Below are 15,321 nucleotides of genomic sequence, written 5' to 3'. Positions count from 1 at the left end.
GACGTGGCGACACTGATGTCGCGTCATCGTACTTACGTCCTAGGTGAGTTGGAGGAGTCCTCGGAGAAGATCGCGACTTTCGGCCGGATCGGGACTCTCCTCGGCCAGCCGCTCCATCACGCGCGCGTACTGGGCGACCTCCTCGCGCTTGTCGAGGTAGAGCGCGCTGGTGAGCTGCTCCAGATAGACGACGTCGGAGAGGTCGGACTCCGGGAAGCGCAGCATGGTGAACGCGCCGCTCTCGCCGGCGTGGCCGCCGTAGCTGAAGGGCATCACCTGGAGCGTCACGTGCGGATGCTCGGAGACCTCGATGAGGTGCCTCAACTGGCCCTGCATCACGGCCCGGTCGCCGTACGGGCGGCGCAGCGCCGCCTCGTCGAGGACGGCGTGGAAGTGCGGGGCGCGCTCGGAGACGAGGACCTTCTGCCGCTCCAGGCGGAGCGCGACGCGGCGGTCGATCTCGGCGGCGGGGGCGCCGGGCATGCCCCGGCTGACGACGGCGTGCGCGTACGACTCGGTCTGCAACAGGCCGTGGACGAACTGGACTTCGTAGATCCGGATGAGCGAGGCGGCGCCCTCCAGGCCGATGTACGTCTGGAACCAGCCGGGCAGCACGTCGCCGAAACTGTGCCACCAGCCCGCCACGTTGGCCTCACGGGCGAGCCCGAGGAGCGAGCCGCGCTCACTCTCGTCGCTGACCCCGTAGAGCGTGAGCAGGTCCTCGACGTCCCTGGCCTTGAAGCTCACCCTGCCCAACTCCATACGGCTGATCTTGGATTCGGACGCGCGGATCGAGTAGCCGGCCGCCTCGCGGGTGATGCCGCGCGACTCGCGCAACCGCCTCAGTTGCGAACCCAGCAGGATGCGCCGCACGACGCTTCCGCTCGCTCCGCTCGATTCGACTGCGGTCACGGCTCCAGCCTCTCCTTCGCGGGTCTCGGGCCCCCGGATTGTGCCACTAAACGCTTCAGCCCGTACACATTCGATTACGGAAAGGCGGCAAGTTCAGGGCGACTTCCTGAGCAAGCCGAAAGTAGTCGGCAGAAGATATGCACAGAATCGGCACGGGCATGGACAGGTCAGGCGCGTGCACGTGCATCTGCCCTTGCATCCAGTGGTCGCATTCGGAACGATGGACCCCGCGCAACCGCACCACATCCGCGATTCGCCGCGATTCCCGGGAGTGCCTCGCATGGGGACGAATGGATCGACCATGCTCGAGCCGTTACGGCAGGGGCTTCCGCCGATCGATCCCGCCGCCGTCTCCACCTCCGCCTCCTGCCTCCTGCCACCCGCGTACGAAGCGGTGCGCGGCGCACGGAAGTTCACCGGCGCCACGCTCGCGCAGTGGGATCTCACCGAACGCTTCGACGACGTCGCCCTGGTCGTCTCCGAACTCGTCACCAACGCCCTGCGCCACGCGCTCCCGTCGGACGCCGCCCAGGAGCCCCAGGCGGGCGAAGGCCGGCACACTCCCGCGGTCCGCCTGCACCTGATGCGCTGGACGAGCCGACTGGTCTGCGCGGTGCGCGACCCGAGCCACAAGAGCCCGGAGACGCGCGCGGGGGACGAGGACTTCGCGGCGGAGTCGGGGCGCGGGCTGTTCCTGGTCGACTCGTTCAGCGACAGCTGGGGCTGGCACCCGCTGGCGGGGAGGCTGCAGGGGAAGGTGGTGTGGGCGCTGTTCCGGATAGGACCGGAGTGACGCCCGCTCCCCTATGTGCGCATACGGAAGGGCCCCGGCGGGATGCCGGGGCCCTTCCGTATGCGTACGTACGTCACACGAGGTGGTCGAACTCGCCGTCCTTGATGCCGAGGAGCATCGCCTCTATCTCGGCAGGCGTGTAGACGAGGGCGGGCCCGTCCGGGTGGCGCGAGTTGCGCACGGCGACGTTCCCGCCCGGCAGCTTGGCGAACTCCACGCAGGACCCCTGGGAGTTACTGTGCCGGCTCTTCTGCCACACGACACCGTGGAGCTCCGTGGCCGCCATGCCGTTGTACGCGTGATGCGCATGATGCACTGGTAGCTCCCCGAGGTGTTTGATGCATGTGTCAACTTCCTCGGATCATAGCTGTGTTCATATGCCCATGCGTGAGCAGATGCACGAGCGGATGCACGTGCACGCGGGGTGGCGTAGTGACTACGCGACTGCCTGCACTCGGCCTTGGCCCGGCGCGCTACCGACGAGTATCGCAAGAGGCGGCGGAGGGGCGCGGGTCAGGCCTCCAGGAGGGTGTCGAAGGCGGACGCGAGCAGCTGCCAGGCGTCCCGCCCGGGACCGTACTCGGCCTCCGTGAGCAGGCAGGAGTCGAGGAGCTCGGCGAGCGCCTCGCGGTCCAGACCGGGCGAGGTGAAGACCAGGTGCCGGCAGCGGTCGCCGTGCTCGGGATGCCAGTCGAGGGCGGCGGCGGCCCGGCGGACGGGCGGGACCATCTCCCAGGCGGCGTCGGGCAGGGAGACCAGCCAGGGGCCGACGCTCTCGACGCAGAGCGCGCCGCCCGCCGCGTCCCGGTGGAGCAGGATGTCGGGCCGGTCGGCGAGCCAGAACCTGCCGCGGCTGCGGGCGGCGGCGCAGGTGAGGCACTCAAGGGCGGCGTACAGCCGCTCGGGGTGGAACGGGCGGGTGTGGTGCCAGACCGGGCTTCGGCTCACCTCCGTGATCACCGCCGTCGACCCGGCCCTGGTCCTGCCCTACCTCGGCAACGGCGACGACCTTGCCGACGCCGGGCTCGCGGCCGCCGCCACCGACCGGCGGACCGTCGCCGACACCTGGGCGCGCCAACTGGAGTACGCCCCCGTCCTGGCCGTCCTCGACAGGCCGGGTGCTGGGCGGCCGCGGCGTCGAAGCCCGCGAGGGCGGCGGCGGCCAGGTCTGCGGAGGACCCGATCGCGGTGCCGGACCCGATGGGGATCTGGCGTGCGGTGGGGTGGAGATCATGGAGACAGCGCAGAGCCCGCAGCAGGGCGCACCCGGTGCCTTCGGCGCCTTCGCGCGGTTCGCGCTCTGCGGCGGCGGGGTCGGGGTCGCCTCCAGCTTCGCCGTGGCGGGACTCGCCTCCTGGCTCCCCTGGGCCCTGGCCAACGCCCTGATCGCCGTCGTCTCCACGCTTCTCTCCACCGAGCTGCACGCCCGGTTCACCTTCGGCGCGGGCGGGCGCGCGACCTGGGGCCAGCATGTGCAGTCGGCCGGGTCCGCGGCCGCCGCGTACGCCGTGACCTGCGTGGCGATGTTCGTCCTGCATCAGCTGGTGGCCGCGCCCGGTACGGTGCTTGAGCAGGTCGTCTACCTCTCCGCCTCCGCGCTCGCCGGTGCCGCGCGGTTCGCGGTGCTGCACCTCGTCGTCTTCGCGCGCAGGCACGCACGGACGCACACCCGCAAGGACACCCGCAAGGACGCCCGGAAGCAGGCCCCGAAGCAGGCCGGGGACCGGTCGCGGCCCGCCGCCGCCACCGTCCGCGTCCCGGCCCCCGCCGGCCCCGCCGCCGCCCCCGCCGACCTCTGCCGCGCCGCCTGAATTCCCTTACCTACCCTCGACCTCGCCCCGACCCCGCCCCCGGCCGAGCCCCGCCGCGTTCGCGGCCGTCGTGCCGTGGGTCCAGCCGGCCTCGTCCCACATCGCCCGGACGCGGGTCGTACGGGTATGAGGGAACAGGTCGTCGGTACGGGAGGTGACCGCCGCCTCCCGGCTGCGCAGCGCGGGCAGCAGCGTGGGCTCCTCCGCCGTCACCCGGCGGCTCGTCGCCGCGAGCCGGGCGCCCAGGCGGTTCGCGTACGCCAGCAGGAACGACTGGCGGAAGGACTTCGTACGCTTCCGGCCACCCGCCCGCTGCTCCGCCTCCGCGCGCGTCATCGCCGCCGTGCCCTGCACGAGCAGCGAGGTGTACAGCAGCTCCACCGGTTCCAGGTCCACCTCGAAGCCGACCACCGTCGAGAAGCCGTACGGCTCGTTCCACACCGCCCGGCAGTGGTTCGCCGTCGCCACCGCGTCCAGCAGGATCGCCTTCGCCTGCTCGTACGGCGGCTCCACCCCGATCCGGATCGCCCCGGGCGCGTCACCCGAGGGCGTACGGGACTCCAGCGCCGCCTCGTCCAGGCTGTGCCGGGCCATCAGCTCCTGGGCCTTGGCGGTCAGCGCCTCCGCCTCCTCCGGGTACCCCGTCGCCTCCGCCTTCGCGAGCAGCGCCCGTACCCGCGTCAGCATCCGCGGCTCCCCCGCGACCGGCGCGGGGAGCGCGTCGCCCGGCACCGGGCCCACCGGTTCCAGGGACGGCAGCCGCACCAGCAGGCGGTACAGCTCCAGGGCCGTCGTCGCCGACGAGAAGCGGTCCGTCGACCGGGTCGGCGTCGTGTCCAGCTCCGCAAGTTGGGCGGGCCAGCGGTGCGGCAGGCGGTCGTATCCGCTCGTCTCCGCCGCGATCAGCGACCCCGCCAGCCGTACGTGCTCGTCGGCCAGGTCCCGCCCCACGAGCCGTACGAGATCCGCCGGCTGCCAGCCCCGCTCCCACGCCCGCCGTACGAACTCCTCGCCCCGGCGCGCCAGTTCCGCGTCCGCCGACCGGTCCGCCGCGAGCAGCGAAGCCGCCGTGTCCAAGGCCGTGTCGTCGTCCGTGTACAGCCCCGTCTCGAAGGCCCGCTCGACCGTAGTCCCCGCACTCCCGCCCGTAGCGCTCACGGCTGCTTCGCGTCCCATTCCTCGCGCGCCCGGCCGATCACCGAGCGGTGGTCCAGCGACCAGTCGATCAGCTGCTTGATCAGGTGCGTCATGCTGTGGCCCGTCGCCGTCAGCTCGTACTCCACCTGCGGCGGTGTCGTCGGGTACACGGTCCGCGTCACCAGACCGTCCCGCTCCAGGCGGCGCAGCGTGAGTGTCAGCATCCGCTGCGAGATCCCGGTGACCAGGCGCTGCAGCTCCCTGAACCGCCGTGGCCCCGCCGCCAGTTCGACCACCACGTGCACGGTCCACTTGTCGCCGAGCCGGTCCTGTACGTCCCGTACCCCGCAGTCCTCCGCACAGCTGACCAGCGGGTCGGCGGGGTCGGTGGTTACCTCCGTGTGCCCCTCGTACATGAATGTGCCTCCTTACATGATCCGCGCGCTCACTCCAGGATGGGTGTCAGCGCCCACGATCACGAAACCAGGGGGAACCATGCTGCTCGTCACCGGGACATCCGGCGGACTGGGATCGCTCGTCGCGGAGCGTCTCGCCGGGCGGGACGACGTCGTCCTCGGCACCCGCGCCGGGCTGCCCGGCACCCGGCTCGTCGACTTCGACGCGCCCGCCACCCTGCCGGCGGCCTTCGCCGGGGTGGACACCCTGCTGATGATCTCGGCGGGGTACGGCGAGGACGACACCGTGATCGCCCGGCACGAGGCCGCGATCTCCGCCGCCGAGGCCGCCGGGGTCCGCCACCTCGTCTACACCAGCCTCTCCGGCGACGGCGATCACCTCACGTTCTCCCTCGCCCACCGCTGGACCGAGCGGCGGCTCCAGCGGTCGGGGCTGGAGTGGACGGTGCTGAGGAACGGGCTGTACGCCGAGTTCCTCACCTGGATCGCGGCCCCGGACGCCGAGAACCGCATCACCGGGCCCCTCGGCGACGGCCGCCTCGCCGCCGTCGCCCGTGCGGACCTCGCCGAGGTCGCGGTCACCGTCGCCACCGACCCGGCGGCGCACGCCGGCCGCACCTACGAGCTCGTCGGCGAACGGCCTCTCGGCGGGGCGGACCTGGCGCGCGCCCTGGGCGCCGAGTACCTGCCCGGCACCCTCGCCGAGACGCGCGCCGCGATCGCCGCGTCCGGCGCCGAGGGGTTCCAGGTCCCGATGCTGACGGGGGCGTACTCGGCGATCGCGCACGGCTTCATGGACGGTACGGAGGTCAAGAGCAGCCTGCGGGAGCTGCTGGGGCGGGAGCCGCTGGACGCGCTTGAGGTGTTCGTGGCAGCGGTAGGCCGGGGGTAGGACCAGGCATACCGCGCAGACGCCCGCCAGTGGTCGTGATCGGGTGACGCTGAAACGGTTCGCTTGAGGCATGACCTCAACCACCTCAACGACCCACTCCGACACCGCCGTTCGGCTCACCGGCCTCCGGCGCCACCACCGCGACGTCCGCGCCCTCGACGGCGTCGACCTGGACTTCCGTACCGGTACGTTCACCGCCGTCATGGGGCCCTCCGGTTCCGGCAAGTCCACGCTGCTGCAGTGCGCGGCGGGGCTCGACCGGCCGACGGCCGGGACGGTCGAGGTGGGCGGGGTCCAGCTGGAGGGGCTGAGCGAGCGGCGGCTGACGCTGCTGCGGCGGGACCGGATCGGGTTCGTGTTCCAGTCCTTCAACCTGCTGCCCTCGCTGACGGCCGCGCAGAACGTGGCCCTGCCGCTGCGGCTCGCGGGGCGGCGGGTGTCGCGGGGCGAGGTGCGGGCGGCGCTGGAACAGGTCGGGCTGGGTGGGCGGGAGAAGCACCGGCCCGGGGAGTTGTCGGGCGGGCAGCAGCAACGGGTCGCCATCGCGCGGGCGTTGATCACCCGCCCGGCGGTGCTCTTCGGCGACGAGCCGACGGGAGCCCTGGACTCCACCACCAGCCGCGAGGTGCTGACGATGCTGCGGGAGCTGGTGGACCGGGACGGCCAGACGATCGTCATGGTCACCCACGACCCGGTGGCGGCGGCGCGCGCGGACCGGGTGGTGTTCCTGGTCGACGGGCGGGTGGAGGGCGAGCTGTACGGCCCGACGGTGGAGGGGGTCGCGGGGCGGATGGCGGGGCTTGAGACGGGGGCGGCTTCGGGGGCCGGCTCCGGTACGGGGGCCGACTCCGGTACGGGGTCCGGTTCCGGCGCGGAGGCCGGTTCCGGCGCGGAGGCCGGTTCCGCCGGTACGAAGGCCGGTTCCGGCGCGGAGAACCGTTCCGGTGCGGAGGTCCTCCCGTGCTGACCGTCGTCGTCGCCGGGCTGCGGGCGCGCTGGGCCGCCTTCCTCGGCAGTTTCGTCGCCCTCGCCCTGGGCGTCGGGCTCCTCACCACCATGGGCCTCGGCCTCTCCGCCACCTTCGACGCGCCCGAGCGCGCGCCGCAGCGGTTCGCGTCCGTGCCCGTGGTCGTGAAGGGGCGGGACGCGGTCACCGTCGACGTACAACGGGGTCCGGACACGGCCACCGTCTCACGGCGGCTCGACCGTCCACAGCCTGTGGATATCGAACTTCTGCGCGAGCTGAAGGCCCGCTGGACGGTCACCACCGCCGGCGGCCCCGACGCCGTCGGCGTCCACGGCCCCGCCGCCGAGGTCCGTACGGTCGTCGGCGACCGGGCCCAGGTGCTCACCGGGGACGACCGGCGGCTCGCCGACCCCGAACCGGAGCGGGACGCCGAGGCGCTCGTCGCCGTCAACTCGCTCCTCGGGACCGCCGGGGGCGTCACCACCTTCGTCTCGGTCTTCGTCGTGGCGTCGACGTTCGCGTTCGCGGTGGCGCTGCGGCGGCGCGAGTTCGGGCTGCTGAGGACGGCGGGCGCGACGCCGGGGCAGGTGCGGCGGATGCTGCTCGCGGAGGCGGCGGGGGTCGGGGTCCTGGCCTCGGCCGCCGGATGCGTGCTGGGCGCGTGGGGCGCGCCGTGGCTGGCGCGGGTGCTGGTGGAGGGGGAACTGGCACCGGACTGGTTCGCGATCGGCGGGGCGGTCTGGCCGTTGCACGCCGCGTTCTGGACGGGGGTGACGGTCGCGCTCGCCGGGGCCTTCGCCGCCTCGCGGCGGGCGGGGAAGGTCGGTCCTGCGGCGGCGCTGCGCGAGGCGGACGTCGACACGGACGTCCTGCCGCTCGGCCGGGCGCTGCTCGGCAGCGGGCTGCTGGTCGCGGGGGCGGGGCTGCTGGTGTGGACGTGCGTGACCGAGCCGTCGGAACTGCTGAAGCGGAAGACGTACACGACCCTGCCGATGCTCCTGATCACGGGCGTCGCGCTGCTGGCCCCGGTGCTGGTGCGGCCGGTGGCGCGGGCGCTGCGGCTGCCGGGGGCGGTGGGGATGCTCGTACGGGAGAACAGCGCGGCGGCAGTCCGCCGTACCGCCGCCGTCGCCGCGCCGGTCCTCGTGACGGTCGCCCTGGCCGGCTCGCTGCTGGGGTCGGCGACGACGGTGACGAGCGCGAAGGCGGCGGAGGCGCGGGAGCAGACCCGGGCGGAGTGGGTGGTGACGGGGGACGACCTGCGGCCGGTACCGGGGGTCGCGGGTGCGTCGGCGACGGGCGCCACGTCCGTCTTCGTACGGGACGGGGCGGAGGCGTTCGTGAAGTACGGGGCGCGGGCGGTGGCCGACCCGGCGGCGTTCGCGGACCTGGCGCGGCTGCCGGTGGTGGCCGGGGACGTGGCCGACCTGGACGACCGGTCGATCGTCGTGAACGAGGAGTTCGAGCGGCGGACGGTCGGGGACCCGGTGGAGGTGTGGCGGGCGGACGGCAGCGGGCCGGTGCGGCTGCGGGTGGCGGCGGTCCTGGCCCTGGGGACCGGCGACAACGGACCGTACGTGACGCGGGCGAACGCGCCGGGGGCGGTGGTGGACCGGATCGAGTCGCGGGGTGGCGGAGAGGCGCTGGCGGCGGCGGGCGGAACGGTACGGAGCGTGGACGCGTGGGCGGCCGCGACGCACCCGACGACCAGCCGGGAGACCCGCCTGGGCCTGCTCCTGGTCCTCGGCATCGCGCTCGCCTACACGGTGATCGCGCTCGCCAACACGCTGCTGATGGCGACGTCGGTACGAGGCCCGGAACTGACCGCCCTCCGCCTGGCGGGCGCCACGCGGGCCCAGGTCCTGCGGGTCGTGACGGGCGAGTCGGCGCTTGCGGTGGCGATCGGAGCGGTCCTGGGCCTGGCGGTGACGGCGGCCTGCCTCGCCGTCCAGGCCGCGGCCCTGTCCTCCCTCTCGGCCCCGGTCTCGCTCTCCCTCCCCTGGCCGACGGTGGCGGCCACGGCGGCCACCTGCGCCCTGGTGGCGACGGCGGCCTCAGCCCTCCCCGCGTGGCGCGCGACGCGCTGACCGGCGAAGGTGGGTGAACGGGGCGGTGACCGGGGTCGGAGCCGGGTCACCGCCCCGTCCGCGATCCCGCCGTCAACACCGGGCCGAGGTAGCCACCCCTGGGGGTGGTCATGAACTAAGGGCATATGCCAGAGAGGTTTGCGCCTCTACGTTTCCCCTCATGGTCACTTCATCGCATGAGGCCTCTCATCGGATCTTCCAGGACCGGCCGGAGCTGCTGACGCCGGTCTTCCAGATCCTCGGTGTGGGGCTGGCACCCAAGGCGTCGATCGAGGCGCTGACGCCGGACACGACCGAATTACGGCCGCTGGAGCGCCGGGTCGACAGCGTCTTGCGGGTTACACCCTCCGAAGGAACGGCGTTCCTCCTCGCCATCGAGGCGCAGGGCCGGCGGGACCCGGACAAGGGGGTGAGCTGGATGTACTACCTCGGCTACCTGATGGCGAAGTACGGGATGCCGGCTCTGCTTCTCGTCGTCTGCCAGGACCGGCGCACCGCCCGGTGGGCCGCCGGCCCGTTCGACGCCGGTGTCGATCACTGGCACTCGGTCACCACCCGTCCCCTCGTCCTCGGCCCCGACAACGTTCCGGTGATCACCAACCCGGACGAGGCGGCCCGGAATCTGGCTATGGCGGCCTTCTCCGCAATGACTCATGGCCGGGATCGCGACACGACCGCAATACTGGAGGCACTGGCACGCGCCCTGGGCACGGCCGACACCGACTCCGTCGCGTACTACTCGGAACTGCTCGAAGTCGGCCTGGGCGACACCCCGGCCCGCAAGACCTGGAGGAAATTGATGAGCGTAGGCAGCTTCTTCCCCGGCCGTGGGACTCTGGTCGAGGAGACGTTCCTGAAGGGCAAGGCAGAAGGCGAGGCGGAAGGCGAGGCCAAGGGAAAGGCGGAGGGAAAGGCGGAGGGCGAGGCAAAGGGCAAGGCCGAGGCCGTGCTCCGTGTACTCGCCGCACGCGGGATCGAGGTCCCCGAGGCCACCGCCCGGCGAATCTCCTCGTGCACCGACACCGACGTCCTCGACACCTGGCTCGACCGCGCGATCACGGCCACCGACACCGAGGAACTGTTCGCCGGGGAGCCCGCCGGCCAGGACCTGTCCGACCGCTCGTCCGACCGCCCGTGAATCCCTACGCGACCCAGCAGTAGACGCCCTGGCTCTGCTGTCGGGCGCCGCTGACGAGAGCGGCCAGGTCACCCAGGATCGCGTCGGCGACCTCGGCGTCGCTGACCTCGCCGTCTTCCGCGCAGTGCGCGGACCACGACTCGGCGAGGTCCCGCAACCGGCCGCGCTCAACGTCCGCGAGTGCGGCGGACAGGCGAGCCGAGAGCGCGAAGACGATGCCACCGTCGCTGTGCCGGCCTGCGACGATGCGGGACTCACCGGCGTCGACGAGTTCCTCGAAGCTACCGCCGGCAAAGACGCTCTTCCACAGGGCGGCGTAGGGCCCGGGTGGCGGCGTGACCGGGTGTTGTCAGTGGTGGGTGTCAGACTCGCGCCCATGAACGAGAGGTGGGCGCTGGCCGCCGAGGCGGAGGGGGACGGGGCGCGGCTCGTTCCCCTCGGCACCGACGGGCTGCCCGCCGGGCCCGTCCTGCGCGAGCCGGATCTCGTGGAGGCCGTCCGGTCCCGTCTTCCCGGCGTCGCCCGCTGGGTGTGGCGGTCCACCGCCGAGGTCCACCCCCGGCTGCTCGCCGCCGGGGTGCGCGTCGAGCGGTGTTACGACATCGAGGTCGCCGAGGGGCTCCTGCTCGGCCACGAAGGGCGGCTCGGGGAGCCCCGGTCCGCGGCCGCCGCCCTCGCGCGCCTCCGGAACGCTCCCGTACCGCCCGATCCGCCCCAGCGTGCCGCCGAGCCCGGCTCGCAGGACTCCCTCTTCGAGGCGAGACCCACGGCCACGGCCGTCTCCTTCGAGGACCTCCTCGCCGTATACGCGGAGCAGCAGGCCCGGCACGACCGGGCCGAGCACCCGGGGCGGATGCGGCTGCTCACGGCCGCCGAGTCGGCCGGCATGCTCGTCGCCGCCGAGATGCACCGGTCCGGGCTGCCCTGGCGGGCGGACCTGCACCGGGAGCTCCTGCACGAGCTGCTCGGCGAGCGGTACGCGGGCGGGGGCGAGCCCCGGCGCCTCGCCGAGCTCGCCGACGAGGTCTCCGCCGCCTTCGGCCGGCGCGTCCGGCCCGACCTGCCCGCCGACGTCGTCAAGGCCTTCGCCCAGGCCGGAATCCGGCTGCGGTCCACCCGGCGCTGGGAGTTGGAGGAGATCGACCACCCGGCGGTGGCGCCCCTCGTCGCGTACAAGAAGCTGTACCGGATCTGGACCGCGCACGGCTGGTCCTGGCTCCAGGACTGGGTGCGGGACGGGCGCTTCCGGCCCGAGTACCTGCCCGGGGGGACGGTCAGCGGGCGCTGGACGACCAACGGCGGTGGCGCGCTGCAGATCCCCAAGGTCATCCGCCGCGCCGTGGTCGCCGACGCGGGCTGGCGGCTGGTGGTCGCGGACGCCGACCAGATGGAGCCCCGGGTCCTCGCCGCGATCTCCCGCGACCCGGGCCTGATGGAGGTCGCCGGTCACCCAGACGACCTGTACAGGCGGCTGTCCGACCGGGCGTTCTCGGGCGACCGCGACCACGCGAAGATCGCGCTGCTCGGCGCGATCTACGGGCAGACCAGCGGCGACGGCCTGAAGAACCTGGCCGCGCTGCGGCGCCGCTTCCCGCGCGCCGTGGCCTACGTCGACGACGCGGCGAAGGCGGGCGAGGAGGGGCGGCTCGTCCGGACCTGGCTCGGCCGAACCAGCCCGCGCGCCGTCGGCGCGGGCGAGGACGACGAGGCGGGCATCCCGCAGGAGGGCGGCGCCGACCTCGAACCGGGGTCCGGGGAAGGCGAGTTCACCCCCGGCTACGCCTCCGGGAACGCCCGGGCGCGCGGCCGGTTCACCCGTAACTTCGTCGTCCAGGGCAGCGCGGCGGACTGGGCCCTGCTCATGCTCGCCTCGCTGCGCCGCGCGACGGCGGGGATGCGGGCCGAGCTGGTCTTCTTCCAGCACGACGAGGTGATCGTGCACTGCCCGGCGGAGGAGACGGAGGCGGTGACGGAGGCGATCCGCACGGCCGGTGACGAGGCCGGCCGCATCGCCTTCGGGCCGACCCCGGTCCGGTTTCCGTTCACGACGGCGACGGTGGAACGGTACGCGGACGCGAAGTGAGGTGGGTCCCGGGCGCGGTGGGTAGGACTGTGGCCAGGGCCCTCGGCGGGCGTGACGGGCGGGCCGGCTGTGAGTGACGGGCACGGCGGGGGGGCCCGGGCGCGGTGGGTACGACTGTGGCCAGGGCCCTCGGCGGGCGCGGCAGGCGGGCCGGCTGCGAGTGGCGGGCACGGCGGGGGGCCCGGGCGCGGTGGGTACGGCTGCGGCCAGGGCTCTCGGCGGGCGCGGCAGGCGGGCCGGCTGTGAGTGGCGGGCACGGCGGGGGCCCGGGCGCGGTGGGTACGGCTGCGGCCAGGGCTCTCGGCGGGCGCGGCAGGCGGGCCGGCTGTGAGTGACGGGCACGGCGGGGGGCCCGGGCGCGGTGGGTACGGCTGCGGCCAGGGCTCTCGGCGGGCGCGGCAGGGCGCGCGTGGCGGGCGGGCCTTGGGACGGTCCCGGCGGGCGCGGGTGCGGGCCGGGCCCCGCCCGCACAGCCGTAGGCCAGGGCGCCGCCCGCGTGGCCGTGGGCCGGGGCCCCGCCCGCACGGCTGCCGGTAGAGCGGCCTAGGCGCGGCCCATCGCCCCGCCTCTCGGGGTGCCCGCCGGGCCCCACCGCACGGCTGTGGGCCGGGCCTTCCCGGCCCGGCCCACAGCCCCACCCGGCGTCCCCTCCCCGGCTACTTCGCCTCGAACGTCGCCCACTTCTCGCTGAGGGCGATCGTCTTCAGCTGCTCCAGCGTCAGCGCGGGCTTCGAGCGGGTCGCGGGCTCGTGCTGGGCGCCCGTGTTGAAGGCCGAGACCACGACGCGGAAGCCCGACTTCGTGAGGGACTCGGCCGTCCACCAGACCACACCCGCACCACCCATCGCACCGGGCTGCTTGGTCACCTTCACCAGCCGCCCGCCGGGCAGCTTCGTACCGCCGGCGGCGAGCTGGGCCGCGACGTCGGACATACCGTTCTGCACGTTGATCTGGACGAGGCTCTTGCCCTTGCCGTCGTTCACGACCACGTACGCGAACTCGCCCTCGCCGCCCTTGGAGACCACCTTCAGCCCCTTCGGGAGCAGCGAGCGCAGGGTCGCCTGGACGGCCTCGCCGTCCGGCTCCAGCGGCGGGACGCCGGCCGGGTCCGCCCCGGGCAGCGCCTTCTCCGGCACCGCCAGCTGCTTGAACAGCGGGCGCCAACCCGCCGCCGTGACCAGCGTCTTCAGCTGCGCGGGGCTGAAGGGCGGGTCCGTGCGGCTGACGTCGGAGTCCTTCGCCGTGGGGGCGTTGTACTCGCTCGCGTCGACCAGGAAGCCGTCCCGGGTGAGCAGGACCGCCCGCCAGTTCTTCGTGTCCGTACGCCGGTCCGGGTACTCGTACCCCTGGAAGACCATCAGCCGGTCGCCGTTCGGCAGCCGCTCGCTGGTGCAGGCGTCGTGCGGCACGTACGCCTTGTCCGGGCACTTCACCTGGTCCGCGCCGGCCTCCCCGCCCTCCCCCGCCCGGTAGAGACCGACGGAGACGCCCGCCTTGCCCTTGCCGTCCTCGTAGACGCCGCTGACGGCCTCGCCCACACCGCTCTCGTCATCGATCGTCCACGTGCCGGCCGGGGTGTTCGCCCGGAGGACGGCCGCGAGGTTCTTGATCGGGATCGTCGGCTGCCCCCCTCCGGGCTTCTGCACCGCCGGTGCCGTCCTGTCCTTCGGCGCGGCGACCGACGCGCCCTGGGTGTCCTGCCCGCCACCCCCCGAACGCAGCAGGTCACCGCCGTACACCCCGCCGACGCCCACCACGGCGAACGCCAGCACCCCGCTGGTCACCGCCGCCACCCGGCGGCGCTTCACCCGACGGCGCCCCCGCACCAGGCCGCCGGTCACCAGCTCGCGGCCGCCCTCCGTGGCGAACCCGTCGCCCGTACGGCGCAGCGCCGCCCCGAGTTCGTCCTCGAAACCGTCGTGTCCCTCGTTCAGAGGCATGCCGAATCACCGTCTCCGGTCCATGAGTGAGTGAAGTGAAATGAAGTGAGGTGAGGTGTCAGCCGGTCAGCGGCGCGCGAAGTCGACGATGCTGCCGCCGAGCCGCTCCCTGAGCTTGCCGAGCGCCCGCGTGCAGCGGGTGCGGACCGCCGCCGAGCTCACATGGAGCACGTCGGCCGTCTCCTCGACGCTGCGGTCCTCCCAGTACCGCAGCACCACCACCGCCCGGTCCTTGGGCGCGAGCGCCGCGAGGGCGTCCAGCAGGGCGATCCGCAGCGTCGGGTCGTCTCCGCCCTCCGGGGCCCGGTCGGGCAGCTCACCGAGTGGACGCTCGGTCGCGGAGCGTCGCCGCCGGTGGCTGAGGAACGTGCGGACCAGGACGGTCTGCGCGTATCCGGCCGGGTTGCCGATCCGGTGGACACGCCCCCACAGCGCGTACATCCGGCCCAGCGTCTCTTGCACGAGGTCCTCGGCGAGATGGGTGTCCCCGCTGGTCAGCAGGCATGCCGACCGGTACAGATGGCCCGTCCTCGCTGCCGCGAACTCCAGGAACTCGTCCGCGCGGGACTGTCTCATGCCCCTCCCCTCCGTCGCGGTCACCGCCCTACACCTCACTGACGCGACGGGCCCGGGGAAATGTTTCACATGACCTTCGAAACGGGTTCGTACGAGGTTCGTGCGAGTTCGAGGCTCTCCGAATGTCGCAGTTCGCCCAGATTGGGTATCTCTGGAGCATGAACGGTTTTCTCGTGGATTCCGCAGGGGTCACGACGGCGGCCGGTGTCTGGCAGTCCGGGCTGGCCCAGGTTCTCGGCGGCCTGGTCGTGGTCGCCGTACTGATCGGCGCGTTCTGGCTGGGGATGAGGGTCCGGGACAAGGAGTCCCCCACGCCCAAGCCCGACGAGCATCCGCACCGCCCCGAGGGCGGCCTGCCGGGCGAGACGTCCGAGTACCGCCGGCCGGAGGAGATGCCCCGCACCGACGGCGAGCACCGCCTCATGCCGTACGAGCTGAAGCACGGCGGCGGCACGGAGACCTCGCCCGACCCGCCGAGCGAGGAGAAGCGCAAGTGGGGCGGCATCTCCAGCGGCGGCTTCGGCAGCGGCGGGCCGGGCCACGGCGACTGATGAGGCCGAGGTGGAGGC

General features: G+C 73.5%; 15 protein-coding genes and 1 pseudogene. 8 read left to right on the top strand and 8 right to left on the bottom strand.

Annotation, left to right across the window (positions count from 1 at the left end; translation table 11 throughout):
* Nucleotides 1–39: 39 nt before the first annotated feature.
* Nucleotides 40–912, bottom strand: coding sequence for a helix-turn-helix transcriptional regulator (locus Q5762_RS14890; RefSeq protein ID WP_315892547.1), 873 nt, complete (start codon nt 910–912; stop codon nt 40–42).
* Between the two features lie 280 nt (nt 913–1,192).
* Here Q5762_RS14890 and Q5762_RS14885 point away from each other — a divergent pair, with 280 nt between their 5' ends.
* A complete protein-coding gene (locus Q5762_RS14885; RefSeq protein ID WP_315892546.1) occupies nt 1,193–1,705 on the top strand; it encodes an ATP-binding protein in 513 nt (170 codons plus the stop codon).
* 73 nt (nt 1,706–1,778) lie between these two features.
* On the opposite strand, the gene Q5762_RS14880 is transcribed toward Q5762_RS14885, so the two are convergent.
* Together Q5762_RS14880 and Q5762_RS39985 are read right to left on the bottom strand one after the other, a co-directional pair.
* Nucleotides 1,779–1,991: a DUF397 domain-containing protein gene (locus tag Q5762_RS14880; protein WP_315892628.1), complete on the bottom strand. Its 213-nt coding sequence runs from the start codon at nt 1,989–1,991 to the stop codon at nt 1,779–1,781.
* A gap of 227 nt (nt 1,992–2,218) precedes the next feature.
* Nucleotides 2,219–2,943: pseudogene (locus tag Q5762_RS39985) on the bottom strand (GTP-binding protein); the annotation flags it as partial.
* Between Q5762_RS39985 and Q5762_RS14860 the strand changes: the two are divergent.
* The gene (locus Q5762_RS14860; RefSeq protein ID WP_315892545.1) at nt 2,938–3,516 is read left to right on the top strand and encodes a hypothetical protein; all 579 of its coding nucleotides are present in this window, start codon (nt 2,938–2,940) and stop codon (nt 3,514–3,516) included. The pseudogene Q5762_RS39985 and the gene Q5762_RS14860 overlap by 6 nt on opposite strands.
* 6 nt (nt 3,517–3,522) lie before the next feature.
* Here the strand turns inward: Q5762_RS14860 and Q5762_RS14855 are convergent, their stop codons facing one another.
* Nucleotides 3,523–4,692 (bottom strand): DUF2786 domain-containing protein, encoded by a 1,170-nt coding sequence (locus Q5762_RS14855; RefSeq protein ID WP_399495164.1) that lies wholly within the window; start codon nt 4,690–4,692, stop codon nt 3,523–3,525.
* Nucleotides 4,671–5,069 (bottom strand): helix-turn-helix domain-containing protein, encoded by a 399-nt coding sequence (locus Q5762_RS14850; RefSeq protein WP_315892543.1) that lies wholly within the window; start codon nt 5,067–5,069, stop codon nt 4,671–4,673. The genes Q5762_RS14855 and Q5762_RS14850 overlap by 22 nt, the downstream gene beginning before the upstream one ends.
* 79 nt (nt 5,070–5,148) lie before the next feature.
* Between Q5762_RS14850 and Q5762_RS14845 the strand changes: the two genes are divergently transcribed.
* The 4 genes from Q5762_RS14845 (at nt 5,149) to Q5762_RS14830 (ending at nt 10,153) form a co-directional block, all read left to right on the top strand.
* Entirely contained in the window at nt 5,149–5,961 is an 813-nt protein-coding gene (locus tag Q5762_RS14845) for an NAD(P)H-binding protein (RefSeq protein ID WP_315892542.1), read from the top strand.
* A gap of 70 nt (nt 5,962–6,031) precedes the next feature.
* Nucleotides 6,032–6,928, top strand: coding sequence for an ATP-binding cassette domain-containing protein (locus tag Q5762_RS14840; protein WP_315892541.1), 897 nt, complete (start codon nt 6,032–6,034; stop codon nt 6,926–6,928).
* A complete protein-coding gene (locus Q5762_RS14835) occupies nt 6,922–9,015 on the top strand; it encodes an FtsX-like permease family protein (protein WP_315892540.1) in 2,094 nt (697 codons plus the stop codon). Before Q5762_RS14840 ends, Q5762_RS14835 begins: the two co-directional genes overlap by 7 nt.
* Nucleotides 9,016–9,175: 160 nt before the next feature.
* Nucleotides 9,176–10,153: a hypothetical protein gene (locus Q5762_RS14830; protein WP_315892539.1), complete on the top strand. Its 978-nt coding sequence runs from the start codon at nt 9,176–9,178 to the stop codon at nt 10,151–10,153.
* 4 nt (nt 10,154–10,157) lie between these two features.
* Here Q5762_RS14830 and Q5762_RS14825 read toward each other — a convergent pair whose 3' ends face one another.
* A complete protein-coding gene (locus Q5762_RS14825) occupies nt 10,158–10,310 on the bottom strand; it encodes a hypothetical protein (protein ID WP_315892538.1) in 153 nt (50 codons plus the stop codon).
* A gap of 219 nt (nt 10,311–10,529) precedes the next feature.
* Here Q5762_RS14825 and Q5762_RS14820 point away from each other — a divergent pair, with 219 nt between their 5' ends.
* Nucleotides 10,530–12,236: a bifunctional 3'-5' exonuclease/DNA polymerase gene (locus Q5762_RS14820; protein ID WP_315892537.1), complete on the top strand. Its 1,707-nt coding sequence runs from the start codon at nt 10,530–10,532 to the stop codon at nt 12,234–12,236.
* A gap of 656 nt (nt 12,237–12,892) precedes the next feature.
* On the opposite strand, the gene Q5762_RS14815 is transcribed toward Q5762_RS14820, so the two are convergent.
* The gene (locus Q5762_RS14815) at nt 12,893–14,176 is read right to left on the bottom strand and encodes a hypothetical protein (protein WP_315892536.1); all 1,284 of its coding nucleotides are present in this window, start codon (nt 14,174–14,176) and stop codon (nt 12,893–12,895) included.
* 66 nt (nt 14,177–14,242) lie between these two features.
* Complete coding sequence (locus tag Q5762_RS14810) at nt 14,243–14,752, bottom strand: SigE family RNA polymerase sigma factor (RefSeq protein WP_315892535.1); 510 nt, start codon at nt 14,750–14,752, stop codon at nt 14,243–14,245.
* Between Q5762_RS14810 and Q5762_RS14805 the strand changes: the two genes are divergently transcribed.
* On the top strand, nt 14,680–15,303 hold the full coding sequence (locus Q5762_RS14805; RefSeq protein ID WP_399495162.1) for a DUF6479 family protein: 624 nt from the start codon (nt 14,680–14,682) through the stop codon (nt 15,301–15,303). The genes Q5762_RS14810 and Q5762_RS14805 overlap by 73 nt on opposite strands.
* Nucleotides 15,304–15,321 lie beyond the last annotated feature (18 nt).

Source organism: Streptomyces sp. P9(2023) (assembly GCF_032436795.1).
GTDB lineage: Bacteria > Actinomycetota > Actinomycetes > Streptomycetales > Streptomycetaceae > Streptomyces.
The sequence above is the reverse complement of the archived record's forward strand: the minus strand, read 5'-3'. Positions and strand labels throughout refer to the sequence as shown.